General features: G+C 39.6%; 15 protein-coding genes and 1 tRNA gene. 12 read left to right on the top strand and 4 right to left on the bottom strand.

All coding sequences use genetic code 11. The annotated features are described in order from the left end of the window. The first annotated feature begins 6 nt into the window (after window positions 1-6). The 4 genes from speA to HEQ28_RS10955 all read left to right on the top strand — a co-directional run bounded on the left by speA (window position 7) and on the right by HEQ28_RS10955 (window position 3,731). A complete protein-coding gene (gene speA, locus HEQ28_RS10970) occupies window positions 7-1,899 on the top strand; it encodes a biosynthetic arginine decarboxylase (protein ID WP_434502359.1) in 1,893 nt (630 codons plus the stop codon). A 3-nt stretch (window positions 1,900-1,902) separates the two neighbouring features. Beyond that, window positions 1,903-2,682, top strand: coding sequence for an acetylglutamate kinase (gene argB / locus HEQ28_RS10965; protein ID WP_434502357.1), 780 nt, complete (start codon window positions 1,903-1,905; stop codon window positions 2,680-2,682). A gap of 67 nt (window positions 2,683-2,749) precedes the next feature. Beyond that, complete coding sequence (locus tag HEQ28_RS10960; RefSeq protein WP_434502355.1) at window positions 2,750-3,262, top strand: RNA polymerase sigma factor; 513 nt, start codon at window positions 2,750-2,752, stop codon at window positions 3,260-3,262. Beyond that, window positions 3,252-3,731 carry a pyruvate ferredoxin oxidoreductase gene (locus HEQ28_RS10955; RefSeq protein ID WP_434502353.1) on the top strand — a complete coding sequence of 160 codons (480 nt, stop codon included), beginning with the start codon at window positions 3,252-3,254 and terminating at the stop codon, window positions 3,729-3,731. The genes HEQ28_RS10960 and HEQ28_RS10955 overlap by 11 nt, the downstream gene beginning before the upstream one ends. A 225-nt stretch (window positions 3,732-3,956) precedes the next feature. On the opposite strand, the gene HEQ28_RS10950 is transcribed toward HEQ28_RS10955, so the two are convergent. Genes HEQ28_RS10950 through HEQ28_RS10940 form a run of 3 tightly spaced genes read right to left on the bottom strand, consistent with a single transcriptional unit; the run spans window position 3,957 to window position 8,267 of the window. After that, window positions 3,957-4,772 (bottom strand): CPBP family intramembrane glutamic endopeptidase, encoded by an 816-nt coding sequence (locus tag HEQ28_RS10950; RefSeq protein ID WP_434502352.1) that lies wholly within the window; start codon window positions 4,770-4,772, stop codon window positions 3,957-3,959. A gap of 4 nt (window positions 4,773-4,776) precedes the next feature. Beyond that, on the bottom strand, window positions 4,777-5,715 hold the full coding sequence (locus HEQ28_RS10945; protein WP_434502350.1) for a bifunctional riboflavin kinase/FAD synthetase: 939 nt from the start codon (window positions 5,713-5,715) through the stop codon (window positions 4,777-4,779). Beyond that, complete coding sequence (locus HEQ28_RS10940) at window positions 5,712-8,267, bottom strand: calcium-translocating P-type ATPase, PMCA-type (RefSeq protein ID WP_434502348.1); 2,556 nt, start codon at window positions 8,265-8,267, stop codon at window positions 5,712-5,714. Before HEQ28_RS10940 ends, HEQ28_RS10945 begins: the two co-directional genes overlap by 4 nt. Window positions 8,268-8,519: 252 nt before the next feature. Here HEQ28_RS10940 and HEQ28_RS10935 point away from each other — a divergent pair. After that, window positions 8,520-8,593: transfer RNA gene (locus HEQ28_RS10935), tRNA-Ile, on the top strand. A 101-nt stretch (window positions 8,594-8,694) separates the two neighbouring features. Here the strand turns inward: HEQ28_RS10935 and HEQ28_RS10930 are convergent. Continuing rightward, window positions 8,695-9,156, bottom strand: coding sequence for an Lrp/AsnC family transcriptional regulator (locus tag HEQ28_RS10930; RefSeq protein WP_434502346.1), 462 nt, complete (start codon window positions 9,154-9,156; stop codon window positions 8,695-8,697). A gap of 578 nt (window positions 9,157-9,734) precedes the next feature. Between HEQ28_RS10930 and HEQ28_RS10925 the strand changes: the two genes are divergently transcribed. From HEQ28_RS10925 to HEQ28_RS10895, 7 genes are all read left to right on the top strand, one after another. After that, window positions 9,735-9,974 carry a hypothetical protein gene (locus HEQ28_RS10925; RefSeq protein ID WP_434502344.1) on the top strand — a complete coding sequence of 80 codons (240 nt, stop codon included), beginning with the start codon at window positions 9,735-9,737 and terminating at the stop codon, window positions 9,972-9,974. A gap of 62 nt (window positions 9,975-10,036) precedes the next feature. After that, window positions 10,037-11,272: a dicarboxylate/amino acid:cation symporter gene (locus tag HEQ28_RS10920; RefSeq protein ID WP_434502342.1), complete on the top strand. Its 1,236-nt coding sequence runs from the start codon at window positions 10,037-10,039 to the stop codon at window positions 11,270-11,272. Beyond that, entirely contained in the window at window positions 11,269-12,498 is a 1,230-nt protein-coding gene (locus HEQ28_RS10915) for a trans-sulfuration enzyme family protein (RefSeq protein WP_434502340.1), read from the top strand. The genes HEQ28_RS10920 and HEQ28_RS10915 overlap by 4 nt, the downstream gene beginning before the upstream one ends. A 13-nt stretch (window positions 12,499-12,511) precedes the next feature. Beyond that, window positions 12,512-13,207, top strand: a complete 696-nt coding sequence (locus HEQ28_RS10910; protein WP_434502338.1) for an AzlC family ABC transporter permease — start codon at window positions 12,512-12,514, stop codon at window positions 13,205-13,207. After that, complete coding sequence (locus HEQ28_RS10905) at window positions 13,204-13,527, top strand: branched-chain amino acid transporter permease (RefSeq protein WP_434502336.1); 324 nt, start codon at window positions 13,204-13,206, stop codon at window positions 13,525-13,527. Before HEQ28_RS10910 ends, HEQ28_RS10905 begins: the two co-directional genes overlap by 4 nt. A 323-nt stretch (window positions 13,528-13,850) precedes the next feature. Further along, window positions 13,851-15,194, top strand: a complete 1,344-nt coding sequence (nhaA, locus tag HEQ28_RS10900) for a Na+/H+ antiporter NhaA (protein WP_434502335.1) — start codon at window positions 13,851-13,853, stop codon at window positions 15,192-15,194. A 336-nt stretch (window positions 15,195-15,530) separates the two neighbouring features. After that, window positions 15,531-16,733, top strand: a complete 1,203-nt coding sequence (locus HEQ28_RS10895; RefSeq protein WP_434502333.1) for a tetratricopeptide repeat protein — start codon at window positions 15,531-15,533, stop codon at window positions 16,731-16,733. Window positions 16,734-18,573: the final 1,840 nt, after the last annotated feature.

Raw genomic sequence — 18,573 nt, 5'->3', positions numbered from 1 at the left:
TTCAGAATGAAAAAATGGACTATTGAGGATTCGAAGGAACTCTATAACATTAACGGATGGGGTACCTCATATTTCGGTATAAACGAAAAAGGCGACGTTTATGTCACACCGTGTAAAGATAACACGGAAATAGACTTGCGTGACATAATGGATGAACTGGCATTGAGAGATGTAACAGCACCGGTTCTGCTGCGCTTTCCCGATATCCTCGACAATCGTATTGAAAAAACTTCAAGTTGTTTTCAGCAGGCTAAGGAAGAATATGACTTTAAAGCCGAGAACTTCATCATCTATCCTATCAAGGTAAACCAGATGCAACCTGTTGTTGAGGAGATTATCTCTCACGGCAGAAAATTCAATCTGGGACTTGAGGCAGGTTCTAAACCAGAACTTCATGCGGTGATTGCTGTTCAATGTCAAAGCGACTCGCTTATCATCTGCAATGGATACAAAGACGAAAGCTATATAGAACTGGCTTTGCTTGCACAAAAGATGGGAAAACGCATCTTTATTGTAGTTGAAAAGCTGAACGAACTTGACTTAATAGCAAAAGCAGCGAGAAAACTGAATGTAAAACCAAATCTTGGAATAAGAATAAAACTTGCATCTTCAGGTTCTGGCAAATGGGCTGAGAGCGGAGGCGATGCTTCCAAATTCGGACTTACAAGTTCGGAACTCCTGCAAGCCCTTCAAAAACTTGATGACAACGGACTACATGACTGTCTGAGGTTGATTCATTTCCATATAGGAAGTCAGATAACAAAGATTAGACGTATACAGACTGCATTGCGCGAAGCCGCACAATTCTACGTAAACCTGCACAAAATGGGTTACAATGTTGAATTTGTAGACTGCGGAGGCGGACTTGGTGTTGACTATGATGGAACCAGATCATCAAGCAGCGAGAGCTCTGTTAACTATTCTATTCAGGAATATGTAAACGACTGCGTATATACCTTTGTTGACGCATCAGACAAGAACAACATAAATCATCCAAACATTATTACAGAAAGTGGTCGCTCACTTGCAGCGCATCACTCAGTATTGGTAATCGACGTGCTTGAGACAGCGAGTCTTCCAGAGATGAAAGAGGAGTTTGAGCCAGGAGACAGCGACCACCAACTTGTAAAAGACCTGTATGAGATATGGGATAATTTAGATTCACGCTCAATGCTTGAAGACTGGCACGATGCTGAACAGATTCGCGAAGAAGCTCTTGAGCTATTCTCTCACGGAATAGTTGACCTAAAGACACGCGCAGAGATCGAAGCGATGTACTGGAGTGTTTGTCACGAGATAAACAATCTGGCAAAGAATATGAAGCATGTGCCTGACGAATTGCGCAATCTAGACAAGCTGTTGGCTGACAAATACTTCTGTAACTTCTCTCTATTCCAGAGTCTTCCTGACAGTTGGGCTATAGATCAGTTATTCCCAATAATGCCAATTCAGAGACTTACAGAACGTCCTACACGTAATGCCACACTACAAGACATTACATGCGACAGCGATGGAAAGATAACCAATTTCGTAACAAACGGTCATGTGGGACACGTGCTGCCACTACATCAATTAAACAAAGAAGAACCTTACTATCTAGGTGTTTTCCTTGTCGGAGCATATCAAGAGATCTTAGGAGATATGCATAACCTGTTTGGCGATACGAATGCAGCCCACATCTCTGTTAAAGACGGAAAATACAGCATAGACCAGATTTTTGACGGAGAAACCGTTGAAGAAGTTCTTGACTACGTACAATACAACCCAAAGAAACTCGTAAGACAACTTGAACAATGGGTAACGAAAAGTATTAAAAACGGAAAGATTTCTCTTGAAGAGGGAAAGGAATTCCTAAGCAACTATCGTTCTGGACTATACGGATATACATACTTGGAATAAGAGATGAAAGAAAAAATCACTGTAGTAAAAGTCGGCGGAGCAATCGTGGAAGACAAAGAAAGACTGTCACAACTCCTTAAAGACTTCACTGCCATTGAAGGTAAAAAGATTCTTGTACATGGCGGTGGACGCAGAGCCACTAAGGTTGCAGAAGCACTAGGCATTGAAAGTAAGATGTTGAACGGAAGACGTATTACTGACGCGGACATGCTAGAAGTTGTGACGATGGTATATGGCGGACTTGTAAACAAGAATGTTGTTGCAATGTTACAGTCAAACGGCATAAATGCACTTGGACTAACAGGTGCTGACATGGACGTGATAAGAAGCCACAAACGCCCCGTTAGAAACGGACTAGATTTCGGATATGCAGGTGATGTTGATCATGTAAACGGATTCGAACTAAGAAATATTATCGAACAAGGTATTACCCCAGTAATGGCTCCGCTAACACACGATGGATGTGGAAACATTCTCAACACCAATGCTGACACCATTGCTGCCGAAACAGCCAAAGCGCTTGCGCGTTTTTATGAAGTGACACTGATATACTGTTTTGAGAAGAAAGGCGTATTGAGAAATCCAGATGATGACGATAGCGTGATTCCAGTTATCACACGCAATGACTTCAATAAATATGTAGCCGACGGAACGATCGCTGGAGGTATGCTCCCAAAATTGCACAATGCCCTTGCAGCCGTAGACGAAGGTGTGAAACAAGTAATCATCACTTTGTCAAACGCCATAGACGGTAAGCACGGAACAATAATAAAACAATGTTAAATTTGAGATAATTTCGAGTTCTCTTGTAACTTTCGAATAATCCAATCGTCATTTAAACAGAGCGCAGATGAAAAAAATCAGTTTTCGAAACGATGTACTGCCGCTGAAGAATCAGCTTTACAGGCTTGCTCTACGCATAACACTTAACAGTGCAGAGGCGGAAGACATCGTGCAGGAAACAATGATTAAGGTATGGAACAACAGGGAAACCTGGGAACAGATTGAATCTATCGAAGCTTTCTGTTACACAATTTGTCGAAACTTGTCTCTTGACAGTTTAAAGAAACACGACAATCAAAACAGCCAGCTTGATAACACAGGAGGTGATGCTCCTGACAGCGCATACAACCCTTACGAGGACATAATCCACAAAGACAGAATGAGTGTGGTGAAGAAAATCGTAGACGAACTTCCAGAGAAACAACGATTCTGCATGCAGCTTCGAGATTTTGAAGGAAAAGCTTATAAGGATATTGCCAATGTGCTTGAAATAACGGAAGAACAGGTTAAAGTAAATATCTACAGAGCACGTCAGGCTGTAAAACAAAAATTTCAAGAAATAGACAATTATGGATTATAAATATATCACACAGTTACTTGAGCGCTATTGGAAGTGCGAGACGACTCTAGAAGAAGAGGAAATCCTGAAGGCTTTCTTCTATCAGAAAGACGTACCTGCCGACCTTTGCAAATACAAGGATTTGTTTGCCTACCAGCAGGTAGAGCATAAGTCAAACGTATTGGGTGATGACTTCGACGAGAAGATTATGTCTATGATTCAAGGACCTGCACCCGTTAAGGCACGCGTGATAACCATGCAACAGAAACTTAAACCTCTGTTCAAGGCTGCCGCAGTAGTTGCCATCATGCTCACACTGGGCAATGCCGCACAGGTTCCTTTTAATGATGATGCCAGTCCTGTTGTGAACACAGCGGGAGCAACACACAAGGGTGTTTCAGTCGCATTAAGCGATTCGGCAGTCATTGACACGATGCAACAAAGCAGCATGAACGCTGTGGAGACACCGGCAGCATCAATTTTGAAGTAGATATATTTCTAAGCTTTCTCTATAAAATCATGTTTAATAAAACAATTATGAAACTGTGAAGTTTCAATTCTCTCAAATTTTTCATAACATACTAACGTAGAAAAGGCCTGCAAATCATTATATGATTTGCAGGCCTAATCATTTTTTACACACCCTAGCTATTGAAATTATAAAATATAACGCAGATATATAATTTCGATCTGCATATATATCTTATTTAGCGAATTACTTTTTTAGTCTTATATTCAACTGGTAAAGAGCAGGTAAGAATATACATAACGAGAATACAAGATACAATACGATTCTCATTGTCTGTCCGCCAGCAAGTTGACTCAATGTAGCATCTTGCGTTCCAGGCATTAAATTAGCAGCAATATAAGCAACGGTATTGTTCACCCAATGAAGTACGACTCCAGGAACAATACTATCTGTGCGATAATACATCCAGCCAAGCAATAGACCAAGCAATGCAGCATGAACAAATTGCGCTAAATTTGCGTGTACAGCACCAAACAGCAACGCTGATATGAGAATGGCTATCCAATGCTTTTTATCGCCTAATATAGAAAGTAAGCGACGTAAAATGGCTCCACGGAACACGATTTCCTCAGCCAAAGGTGCCAATATTCCGATTGCAACATATCCCAAAGGCTCTTTCATGATTCCAGAGAATAAGTTTTCAAGCTGTTTTGGCAACTCTAACTTCATCAACTCCTCAAGTCCAGCAGCAGGAAGTATCAGTCCCATTGTTGCTATTGCAACCCATACAAGCGTAGTCCACGGGCGAGACTGAATATACTTGCGTGACTTAGAAACCCAACCACGCCATACAAACAGAGCAATCGTTATCACACTGCCCAATATAGATGCCACTATTGTAAGCATTGCACTATTGGTCAAAATATGGCTGATAGATGAAAAAGGTACTCCCTTAACTCCTGCCATCACCAATCCTACAGCAAGAGTTACGACAAACTGTACAAGGGCAAACACTACAAGATACCATAAGGCATCGAGTGCTACATTCAAGGTTTTCTTCATATTATTAATCTTCTTTTAAAAATTGCTCTTCAACAAGTCTGCGATCATCTTTAAGCTGACCTGCCAATTCAATAGCATTGTTAAACTTACGTTCTTCTCGTATGCGATGAATAAACGACACACTCATAATTCTATCATAAATATCAGCCGCAAAATCAAATATATTAATTTCCAAGGTAATATTATCGCCACCGAAAGTCGGTCGTCTGCCGATATTCATCATTCCATTTCTGCATTCATCTTCTCCATCAATATGTACCTTTACTGCATACACACCAGGTGAAGGAACAAGCTGATGAGAATCAGAAACATCAAGGTTGGCTGTAGGAAATCCCATTTTACGTCCTTGCTTATATCCATGCACAACCTTACCTACTATCGTGTAATCATATCCAAGGCACATCTCTGCCATTTCAACTTCACCATCTTTAAGTAGTGAACGTATAACTGACGAACTGACATTCACACCGTTCAACACGAAAGCCTGATTATGAATAACTTCAATACCAAGTTCTTTGCCATATCTTACATAATCATCAAATCCTTCGTCACGGTTATGTCCGAAACGGTTATCATATCCGATTACCAGTTTCTTCACATTCAATTGGTCACGCAACACATCTCTCATAAATTCATACGAAGAAAGTGAAGCCATTTCCTTATCAAAATGCACAACTACTCCGTTATCTACACCTGTATCTGCCAGCAGAGACATCTTTCTATCAAACCCACTTAGCATCTGCGGTATATAATCACTCTGCAGTACCTCACGTGGATGTCTGTCAAAAGTAATCACAGCAGACTGCAATCCTGAATCCGCAGCCTCCTGAATAACATGATTTATCAGGAAACGATGTCCTTTGTGCACACCGTCAAAGAAACCTATTGTTGCAACACATGGTGCAAGATTTGCAGTTTCCCTGTTTAATTTTATTATCTTCATATTCTCTTTATCAATCTTATTCCCTCACCGATAAACAATACTGGTGAAGTTACAGCCACAATCGTAGCCCATTCAGTAAATGACAATGGAACTGTGCGGAACATTTTTCCACCAAAAGTTACAATTATCCATTGTCCTACAAATATCAACAGCAAAACTAATGCCATTCCTTTCTCGGCACCAATATGGCTGAGTGCAGACTTATTGCCTCCAAGTGCCTTTGCATTGAAGAGGTTCCAAAATTGCAACATGACAAATATAGTAAAAAATATCGTGAGTTCATGAGCATCAACGATATTTCCATCTTGTTCAAAATATACAAGCAGCCCGAGCAATAAAGCAAAGAACGCAAAGCCCCATGCAAATATACTGCCACCTATCTTGCGTGATATGATAAACTCGGTCTGCTTTCTCGGCTTATCCTTCATTACTTCTCGTGAAGGTGAAAGTGAAGCTAAAGCCATTGCAGCAAAAGTATCCATGATAAGATTCACCCACAGAATCTGGGTCACAGTGAGTGGCATAGCAGTTCCCACGAATGAACCACCAAGAACAAGAAGCAAAGCGGTAACATTTACAGTAAGCTGGAAAAATAGGAAACGCTGTATATTCTTATACAACGATCGTCCCCACATCACAGCATTTACAATAGACCCAAATGAATCGTCAAGCAAAGTCATGTCGCTGGCATCCTTTGCTACATTTGTTCCTGAGCCCAATGATAATCCAACATGCGCATAATGTAATGCCGGAGCATCGTTTGTTCCGTCACCTGTAACAGCAACAACCTCTCCCCTTTTCTGCAACATCTTAACAAGACGCAGCTTATCCGTTGGGCGTGCACGACTCATAACCATTATCTTTTCAGCACGTTTAAGAGCCTCATCATCACTCAACGCAGCCCATTCAACTCCCGTTATTACGGCTGAATCAGGAATATCATGGGACATATCCTCACCAAAAACACCTATCTGACGAGAGACCTCTATAGCAGTAGCTGCTGTATCTCCGGTAATGACCTTGACATCTATACCAGCTTCATGGCACTGTCTCACGGCATCAGGAACATCCTTACGTATCGGATCGCTAATACCAACTATGGCCTGCAACTTATTATCTGTGGCGAGTGCCAATGTACGCATTGCTTTATGCTGATAAGAAAGCAGTTGGTCATTTGCTTTTTTACGTTCCTCGTCTGTTATGTCGCACATTGCAATGACTATCTCAGGTGCACCTTTAAGAAATACATGTTTCGTTCCACCAACAACAGCTGTTGTCTGCATATATTTTTTTTCAGTGGAAAAAGGCACAGAAGATTCGATCGTGCTTTTGTGACGATACTGCAAATAATCAACACCCTTTTCCTTCATCCATATAAGCAATGCCCCTTCTGTAGGGTTACCTATCACATTGTCGCCATCAAGTTCGGCAGTTGAGTTCAAGGCTATTGCGGCATAATATAAATCTATGTCGAAATCATTCTTTTCTTCTGACGGATCAGGAGAAACTACGCTCATGCGATTCTGCGTCAACGTACCTGTTTTATCTGTACATATCACGGTTACAGCTCCCATTGTCTCGCATGCATGAAGTCGTCTTACAAGATTATTCGATTTCAACATACGGCGCATATTCAAAGCCAAAGAAAGAGTTACAGCCATTGGAAGTCCTTCAGGAACAGCCATTACGATAAGAGTAACCGCCATCATGAAATACTTCAATACGACTTCTGTCATCTTAAAATAATCAGAACTATGCCAAACAGATTGGGTAAGAATATCGTGTGTCAGGAATATCGCAAAAGTCAGAACAGAAACTATGGTTCCAACTTTTGATATCAATGCTGCAAGTTTATTAAGTTGATTATTAAGCGGAGTCACCACGTCAGTTTCCTCCGTGCTTTTCTTTGCCACTCTGCCGATTTCAGTATCGTCACCCACAGCAGTAACAACAGCTTCACCATGACCATTCATAACCATTGTGGAACGCAGAATCATATCAGCGGGATAAGCTGCATTTAAATCATCTTGTGGACTAGCATTCTTGTCAGAAAGTAGTTCTCCGGTAAGACTTGACTCGTTGATTTGTAAATTAACCGAAGACATTAATCTGGCATCAGCAGGAACTTCATCACCAACTTCCACAATAATAAGGTCGCCTTTCACAACGTCTTTACGAGGAATTTCTATCACATGTCCCTCACGTCTTACTTTGACGAGCTGCACATCATCCATCTTGATAAGTAAATTAAACCTCTTTGCAGCATCACGTTCAAAATAAAATCCTACAGTAGTAGCGAAGAATATTGCCAGAATTATTCCAACGGTTTCCACATAATCGTTCTCCACCCATGCCATAGCCAAAGATATGGCAGCGGCAACCAGCAGAATTTGTATGATAGGGTCTTTATATTTTTCAAGATAAAGTTTCCACATAGATGTCTTATGTGGAGGTGTAAGTATGTTCATGCCATGAGCATTACGGCTTTTTTCAACTTGTGAAGCCGTAAGTCCTTGAAATCTATTTTCTATATCGTTATCATCCATTATCATAAATCCTATTTTATGCAGAGAGAGTGCAAATAAGTGCAGATCTATCAAACTCTGCAAAGGTACACCAAGCGAGCGGAAAAGCAAAATAAAAAAATACTTTTTATACTTATTGTTCAAGACGTTACTTCATTTCGTTGCATAATATAAGCACGGCAGAACAGAAGAATACATTGCATGATTACGTAAATTTTTCAAAAAATATTTGGTAATTTGCACAAAAGGCACTATCTTTGCATCCGAATTCAAAATTCAGGACTTGTAGCTCAGTTGGTTAGAGCAACAGACTCATAATCTGGAGGTCCCTGGTTCAAGCCCAGGCTGGTCCACAATAAAAGGAGTTACATCATTGTAACTCCTTTTTTGTTTTATTCTTCGATACTTTTCAAAGAACCATTTCCAGAAATTTGTGTGATGAAAGTACGTAGCATTACAAGTTTATGCCGTATACATGCTTGACTGTATCCATAACAAAAGTACTCTCTATGCTTCCAAGACTATCAATAGTTCCCAGCGTGTTGATGAGAAATTCTTGATATGTTTTCATATCTGAAGCATTTATCTTGAGCATATAGTCGAAATTACCAGAAGTGTTATAACACTCGGTCACCTCAGGGATATGCATGATTTTCTCTATAAAGTCCATTGCTATTTGTGTATTTAACCTACGAAGCTTCACATTGCAGAACACCGTGAAACCACAATGCAGTTTCTCTGCATCAAGTACAGCCATGTATTTCTTGATATAACCATTTGCTTCCAGACGCTTAAGTCGTTCAAAAACAGGTGTAGAAGAAAGGCTCACTCTTGAGGCAAGTTCACGCATAGTGAGCCGCCCATCATCCTGCAAGGTACGCATGATTTCCAGATCAACTTTGTCTAATGTAACCATCTTTGTTCTTTAAAAGGGTTGTTATACATGCATCAACAGAACACTTGTTCCGTTATTAGTTACAAAAATAGACATTTTTTCTAAATTTCACCCAACTCTTGTAATATATTTCTATTATTTCGAACTTTGCAACCATAATTAATCAAAAGCATAGACTGTTAAATATGTTAAGCCAAAGCAAACGAATGCGTGAAATGATAATGCGAATGTGCAATCAATGTTGCACATTCGCTATCATGATATGATAACAGAGAAACTTTTATGGAGCTTATTTCTTTCTATCTTTGAGAGAACGAAACAAATCGATAATATCTAAATAGGTTACTAAGGGATAAATTAAACGGAACGATTTTTATGAGAAAATTAAACTTACACTGCATGTCTGAACGACATGTTCTAACTCTTGTCATACTCTTTTTGAGTAATATTTCACTTTTAGCGGATTCTCTTCGTGGCTCAGTAATCGACCGCAGTACACACGAACCTGTCATCGGGACTACCATTAACCTTTCATTTCCCCATTAGGCTATCTGACAGCATTACATTTAGACTATCATCCGTTTTCTGCCCAAGCGCAGTTGAAAGGCAATGCTCGTCAGAATCATTTTGCAGAGAAATATGGCGAGACTGTCACCCCAGCCTACACAATTATCAACCTTTCTGCAGAGTATCGTCTGAAGGTAAAGCAAGTGTCAAGTCTCATCCTACGTGCAGGTGTTGAGAATGTTCTCGACAAACGTTACACAACTTATTCTGATTGGAACAAGATACCACAGAAAGGACGAAATATCTATCTTAGTTTATCATTAGGATTATAAAAAATAAAGATTATATTTTGTAAATCACGGAAAATGTTTAATTTTACAATAAAAAAGAATAGATGACAGAAAACAAGAAGCCTACAGGTAATCTGCAAAAGCAAATGATATTTTGGATAGGAGCCCTCATTGTAGGTGCATTATTAGGTTTATTACAGCAGGCATGGCTTGACAATCTGATGACATTTATAGCCACTGTCTACACACATTTATTTCAGTTGATAGCAGTGCCCACCATTGTATTAGCGGTCATTACTACGCTAGCGATGTTTGGCACACAAAAGGATACAGGTCGCATCTTCAAGCATGCGTTAATCTACACGTTACTCACTACAATCGTGGCGGCGGCTGTAGGTTTGATTCTCTATCTAATCATTAAGCCTGGTAATCTTCCAACTGAACTGGTCAATACAGGCTCTGCTAATATTCCTCATAACCTAGGTAATAAGACATATTACGATCATATTCTCGAAGTAATTCCCAATAATGTATTGAAGCCTTTCCTCGAAGGAAATGTACTATCACTGCTCTTGCTCGCTTTTGCTGTAGGTCTGGGGCTGGCAAAGTTACCTGAATCGGAGAACAAAGCCACATTGCTCAGGTGTATAGAAGGATTGCAGAGTTTACTCTTCCTACTTATCAAGGCTCTCATCTGGACACTTCCTTTAGGCATTATCGCTTTCTCTGATTTGCTCTCTGCTCAGGTTTCTGCAGGTGTAGCAGTGGACTCGCTAGGCAAATATGTAACAATAATACTGGGTGGTAATATCATTCAGTTCTTCATCATTCTACCTTTATTCTTGCTAAGTCGTGGCATTAACCCGCTAAAGCATCTAGGAAGAATGATGCCAGCTGTATTGATGGCACTATTTACAAAGAGTTCAGCAGCAACTTTACCCGTGACAATGGAGACTTCTGAAACACGTGCACACATTTCAAGAAAGGTAGTGCGGTTTGTATTGCCAATTTGCACAACCATAAATATGAATGGCTGTGCAGCCTTTATCCTTGTCACTTCACTCTTTGTGATGCAGAATGGCGGAGTAACTTTGTCGATTGGTCAGATGATTCTCTGGCTTTTCATCGCTGTGATTGCAGCTATCGGCAATGCCGGAGTCCCAATGGGCTGTTATTTCCTCACACTCTCACTGATGAGCGGACAAGGGGCTCCTATAGGTATCATGGGCATTATCCTACCTATTTATACCATTATTGACATGATAGAAACAGCTGAAAACGTTTGGAGTGATAGTTGTGTAGCTGCAATGACTGACAAAGATATAAATAATAATAAATGAAGAAATCAGAAAGAATCGAGAACCCTGACTGTAAGGGCTCATGTAGTAAGCCTCTGGGAGAGGCAACAAAAGCAATTCATGTTCCTTATGCGCGTCGTGATGCCTACGATGCACTGAGCATGCCAGTTTACAACGCAGTAGCATTCGAGTTTGATAATGCTGCAGCCATGACAGAGGCGTTCTCTGGTCGTTCGGGAGCGCCCGACTATTCTCGCACGGGCAATCCTACGGTTACAAATTTAGAGGATCGTGTACGAATACTCACAGGTGCTAAAGATGTAACTGCTTTCAACAGTGGTATGGCTGCTATCAGCAATGCCTTGCTAGCACTGACAGCTAGCGGAAAGAACGTGGTGACTTCAAAGCATCTTTTCGGCAACACCTATTCATTGCTCACAGAGTCGCTCGCCCGTTTTGGTGTAGAAACTCGTTTGGCAGATCTTACTGACGCAGAATCTACAGCAGCATTGATAGATGAGAATACCGCCTGCGTATATTTCGAGATTATCACCAATCCACAGATGGAAGTGGCTGATATTCAGCAGTTGGCAAATGCCGTTCATCAGAAAGGTTCTATCCTTGTAGCCGACACTACGACTATTCCGTTCACACAGTTCTCCAGCCACGACATGGGCGTTGATATCGAGGTAGTATCATCCACAAAATATATCAGTGGCGGTGCTACTTCTTTGGGTGGACTTGTTATAGACTATGGTACTGTCGAGGGCTTTGAACAGAAGATCCGAGGAGAACAGCTATTCAATTTTGGTGCCTACATGACACCACAAGTGGCTTATTTGCAGACTATAGGACTAGAAACACTTGATGCGCGCTATCGTGTACAGTCAAGCAATGCTCTGGAACTGGCGACTAGTCTACAGAAGTTGCCTGAGATTAAGCATGTCAACTATGTAGGACTACCAGACAATCCTTATCACGAGTTGTCACAACATCAGTTTGGCAAAACTGCAGGTGCCATGGTATGTATTGATCTCGAGAGCGAAAAGGCATGCTTTCAGTTTATCGACAATCTGAAACTGATTCATCGCGCTACGAATCTCTTCGACAATCGTACCCTGGCGATTCATCCTTATAGCACCATCTTTGTGGCTTTCTCGGCTGAGCAAAAGGCACAAATGGACGTACTCAACACAACTGTACGTCTGAGCATTGGCTTAGAGGATGTAGACGATATATATAATGACATTAAACAGGCATTGATATAAACATAATCATTGTATGAAAGCTTTCCTTACCGCTTTCCGCCTATCATTACCAGTGCTTGGAGCTTATTGGTTCCTTGGCATAACCTATGGTTTGCTTGCAGCTAACATGGGCTATAGCATCTGCGTACCAGTATCTATGGCATTGCTGGTTTATAGCGGTTCGGTAGAGTTCATCGGTCTCACGTTACTGTTGAGCACTTTCCATCCATTGGCGACATTTGTAATGGCGTTTATGGTGGGAGCCCGACACCTGTTTTATGGCATCACCATGCTCGACAGATATCGTGGGGCTGGATGGAAGAAACCATTTCTCATCTTTTGGATGAGCGACGAGACATTTGCCGTCAACTTCGCCAATGAGGGGAAAATGCGACAGAGCGGCAATGTCTTCGTTGGATATCTGTGGGTGTCGGCACTCAATTACTTCTATTGGGTCACAGGCAGTATCATTGGTTATCTTCTTGGGCGTAGTTTAGGTGAAAGACTGTTGAGTCATCTCGAAGGACTTGACTTTGTAGTAACAGCAATGTTCGTAGCTATCTTTATGGACGATTATGTTCGCCACGGGGACACGCATCTCTATTCATGGTTAGGAATTATTGTTGCTGCAATATGTTTATATTTATTCGGTCCTCAGCAGTTTATCATTCCAAGTATGTTTTGCATTCTTGCCGCATTATTCATCAATTACCGAAAAGCCACTCCATGACAACGATAGAGAAAATTATTACTATAGGAATGATGATTATAGCGGTAATGACAACGCGCTTTCTACCTTTCATCATATTTCCAAGCAAGGAACGCACACCGCATTTTATACGGTTCATCGGGAAATATCTTGCTTCGGCGGTATTTGGTATGCTCGTTATCTATTGTTTGAAGGATGTAGAGGTTCAGACAACCCACCATATATTTCTCCAACTTTTAGGAATTTTCGTTTGCGTGGTGTTACATTTGTGGCGCAAGAATATGCTCCTTACGATTGCTGGTGGTACTATCTTTTATATGCTCCTTGTTCAAAACTTGTAGCTCAGTTGGCTTGAGCAATAGACTCTTTATATTTTTATATGTTATACTTCTTGTTTCGTTTTGAACCGATTCATCTATATAATAAGATAGGTTACAAAAGGTGACATCATGAGTTATTTTTTCTAGATTTTCATCTGATATTCTATTGCGTTATTAAGCCATAATTAACCATAAATATATGAGTGCCATTCAAATTTCTCAATATTATTTCTTATCTTTGTGATTAAATGCTATCTCAATAACGACATGAGCTCGTACCAGAAAACCATCTGGTTAAGATTTTTAAGCTCAGAAAACACTCAATTATTTTATGTCAATTATATATGGATAATAAGTATCAACGCAAAATCAACCATCAGATCGTAATGCCACTTCAACAGTTCATGCAGAACGAGAAATCAGGAGGTATCATACTTGCTTTAGCTGTAATTGTAGCTCTAATTTTGGGTAACTCTCCCCTACGTTACGAATACCAAGAGTTTTTTCATCATCATCTCGGATTTATCGTAGATGGCAAATCATATCTTAATTTTAGTTTTGAGCATTGGATTAACGATGGTCTGATGTCTATGTTCTTTTTTGTTGTTGGACTTGAATTGAAACGCGAATTTATCGGTGGCGAACTTCAACATATCCGACAAGTCATTCTGCCTTCGGGTGCAGCCCTAATGGGAATGATCGTCCCCGCTTTAATATTTTTGTTATTCAATCATGGAACATCTGCTGCCCATGGATGGGGAATTCCCATGGCGACAGATATTGCGTTTGCCTTAGCAGTAATCTATCTGCTTGGCGATCGTGTTCCTCTGGCAGCTAAGGTTTTCCTCACAACACTTGCAATAGTTGACGACTTAGGATCTGTTCTTGTTATTGCACTGTTTTACACTTCAAACATTTCTTTAGTAAGTATTGCTGTAGGAGTTGCTTTTTTGTTGATCATGTTTATAGCAAACAAAATGGGAGTAAAGAATGTATGGTTCTACGCTATTCTAGGTATTGGTGGCGTATGGACAGCATTTCTAATGTCGGGTGTACATGCCACAATCTCGGCGGTATTATCAGCATTTATGATTCCTGCAGATTCTAAAATACCTGAAGCAGCTTTCATCTCACGGCTGAAAAAGCAACTTCATCATTTTGAAGAAGCACCATCAAATGACGTTATCACATTAGAGAAGGAACAGGTTGAAATTATTTCGAAAGTGAAAGAAGCTTCAACAGGAGCAGTACCAGCATTGCAACGTCTGGAACATGGACTACATCCATTTGTTGCATTCTGCATCATGCCAATCTTCGCCCTGTCTAATGCTGGTGTAAACTTTATAGATATGGACTTCTCAAGTCTCTTTTCATCAAATGTAATTATCGGAGTAGCATTGGGACTTCTTCTAGGGAAACCTATTGGCATCTTATTTTCAACATGGGTGCTAACCAAACTCAAATTTGGAAATATATCCAAAACGATGACATGGCGACAACTTACAGGAATTGGCTTTCTGGCTTCAATAGGCTTCACCATGTCAATGTTTGTCACGGCATTGGCTTTTACTGATCCCACGAATATCATTCAAGCAAAGGTTGGAATTTTCTCTGCATCAATTATTGGCGGTACCATCGGTTATCTTTTGTTGCGATCAGCGCCTCATCATATTAAAAAGCAGCAATGATGCATGAAAACGCAATAAGTTCTGAGTACAAAATCTTTTTAATTCTTTCCAATCCTTTAAACATTGGAAAGAATTGGATAAAACAGATCAGTCTATTTTCTACTTTATAAAGAGAACGTATTTCTCTTTTCGGGGTAAACATTCTATTTCGTACAGTGGTATTTCGTAAGGTGGTATAAATTGGCCGACAAGGTTATCTTATCTCTTTTGGCTGATTCTCCATAAATTTTCAAGTCAAATCATTGCTTTAATTGTCTAAAATGATTATATTTGCACTATTATAGAGCCATGAAACGTATGAAAATAAATAAAAACATAATTAACCACACAAGAAATATGAACAACTTAAATGTTTACGAAAAGCGTGGACTGAAGAAATTTAGTCTATTTAGTATGATCTTCTTTTTTATGTTGCTAGTTCCTATAACTGTCAAGGCTCAAGATGATATAAAAAGCCTAGACAGTCTTGCAGATGTAGCAATAAACAACGGAAATTATGCCGGAGGCTATCTGCTAAGGACCAAACAAATAGACATGCTTTCCAAACAAGTGGACAAAAGCGATTCAAATCTCATCCTGCTCATTGCAAATCGCGGAATGTGCATGGAGCGCTTAAATAAATTTGATGAAGCACTGACGGAAGTAAAAAAGGCTATTGAACTTTGGATTGAATTTCAAGACACCACAAGTTATACCTATGCATCTCTTCTGAGCAATCTAAGCATTTGTCAGATAGATGTCAATCAGCTTGATGCTGCAATAGAAAATTCACAGAAATCGATTAGTATTCTTGAGACGTTGCCAAAGACAACCATGACACAGTGGATGTATCAGGCAAAGGCATACATTAGCAAAGCAGAGGTGTTGGCTAAAGCAAAACGATTTAAGGAAGCTATTACGGAAGAACGGAAAGGATTGAGAATTTTCGAGAGATATTATGGAAATGATACTAGTCCATATTTGGAAGAGCTAGCTTATCTTCAGAAGTACCTCAATGAGTCTGGCAATGAAGAGGAGGCAGATAAGGTTGCTATGAAATTAGAGAAGGGACCTGCCGACTTACGTTTACCAAAACTAAAAGAATTTACTTCTGCCGAGGAAGCTTCAAAATATAATACAGAAGCGATATACTGCTGTAATTATTACCTCGACCATCCTATAACAGCTCCAAAAATGATAGAGGCTGGCTTGTTCTTTGACAACTGGAATAATTTGTCAAAAGATGTGAGGATCAATCTGGGACAATTTGAATATGATGTATGCCAAAGTCAGGCTGGAAGTCTCTGCTACCTTGCCTATGAAGCTAGTATGATAACCAATGAACTCCGCAACAATGTTAAATTCGATAAAGCTATTTATCTGGCAGCCATAGTTCAAATGACTGTTTTTTACGTCAACAACAAGGAGTATCTCGGCATTGTACCTACACTTGAGCCATTTGCACAGGCATATTCTGTAAACAATTCAAAACAGGTTATCAAGCTGGCTGAAGAACAATATGATGCTCTTATCAAACTCATGAAAATGTCGCCGAAATAGAATACTAAGGAGTTTGAAAATGGAACTATACAAATATCATTAAATGAGAACATCTCTGTTTTTCTGTTATAAATATTCCTCATCTCCATATAAATATATGGAGGAAGAAATGACACCTAATGATATTGCATCTTTGTCACAACTTAATATTATTCTGTGCCCTTGAATATAAAATCACAAAAGAAACAGATTTTCTTATCATATTAAAACTAGTGTCTTCATAAATTGATCAGAATTTTGTCCAGCATGTTCAAATACATGTTTGAGACTTAGCTTTCCTGTGACAATTTCACCTTTGAATACTCCCCCTGCATTTTTTTGTTTTTTAGCTACGAAGCTACGGCAACTCTCGCAAAGCCCATAAACAGGGGCTTTGCCGATACGTAGCTTACAGAATTTAGCTACGCAAGCTACGTTCTAGCTACGTTATATTTTTCAGCCTATATAATGTACGTGCAGGCACGCGCACACCTAGGGTTTTGCAAAATATAAGCGTCTAATTGTCAACTTATTGAACATCAATATTTTATCGACGAATTTGACTAAATAAAGTGACGGTGACCCGACCGTCAAATATCGAGTTTTGCATGCGTTTCTATATAGAAACGGAAACGTTTGCACGTAGAAACGCAGACGTTTCTACGATGTAAAGTTTGCGTTTGATCGATGAAATGCACTGCATTTCATCATAGAAAACACTGTAAAACATCGTAAAACGCATCAAATTACGTCGTAAAATGGAATGCAATAGGAGGAAAAATTTCTCTCATATTTTACCGACGAATAACCTTCACTTTATTCTACTCGAAAAAGAGTTCTAACAAATTGAGACACAATGGATAGCCACTTCGACACTTGTTATTACGAAAGACTCTGAGTGCGCATACGCACGCACGTGTGCTAACAATGTGTTGCTCCCAGTAATTAAAACTTTGGCTAACAGGCTAACCTAATTTCCATTGCATGGGCAAAAATTTTGCAGTACCTTTGCCGAGAATTCAGCGGAATTGAGCAGAACTTTTAAGCGCAGAAAATTCTACTCCTGTTTACTAAATCTATGTGTGCAATTTTTCAGATGCAGCCAACAGTTCTTTGACAAATTTACTTATAAAATGCATTCCATCCTCAAAATGACATAAGTTGACGTAGCTAGAACGTAGCTTACCGTAGCTAAATTGACCTAGCTACGTATCGTCACGCCCTCTGTTTATGGGCTTTGAGAGAGTTGCCGTAGCTTCGTAACAAAAAAACACAGGGGACCACTTGATATTGTTGGCAACATCAAAGACTTTTTCAGTTACATTATTCTTGTGCTCTGTCTTATTTTGCGTTACATTATATGGTTCAAAACTAATTGCGACTCTTAAGCAAAAGGGAACTAACCAAATCAAAAAGATATGATAAATAATTTAGACTTCATATTTATAGCTTCTGTAGGTAAGGAAAATTCCTTTTCCCCTATGAGATTAACTGTTTTTTATTTTAGAAAATAGAAGGTATATTATTGATACAAAATATACGACTGCAACGAAAACTAAATATACATAATAATCTATATAAATATTATGCATTTTATTAATTAAAGTATACGCTAACATTACTATCGAAAATAACATCACATAAATTAATAATATAATAAAGCTTTACCATTTACTATTAGCCTCCTTAAATGAGATCTTCTTAAGTCCTGTATATCTCATTGGAAAAACACTTAGTAAGGCTAGCCCAAAAGCTAAAAACATAGAGTCATGTCCGTAATGCGGGACGCATAACTGCTGTCAATATGCCTCCTACTCCTATAAGAGTCAACATAAAGAATAATTCTATATCAGAAATAATT

Source organism: Prevotella sp., from assembly GCF_051059605.1.
In the GTDB taxonomy this organism is placed as follows: Bacteria; Bacteroidota; Bacteroidia; order Bacteroidales; family Bacteroidaceae; genus Prevotella.
Note: the sequence above shows the minus strand (reverse complement) of the source record. Positions and strands in the feature narration are given on the sequence as shown.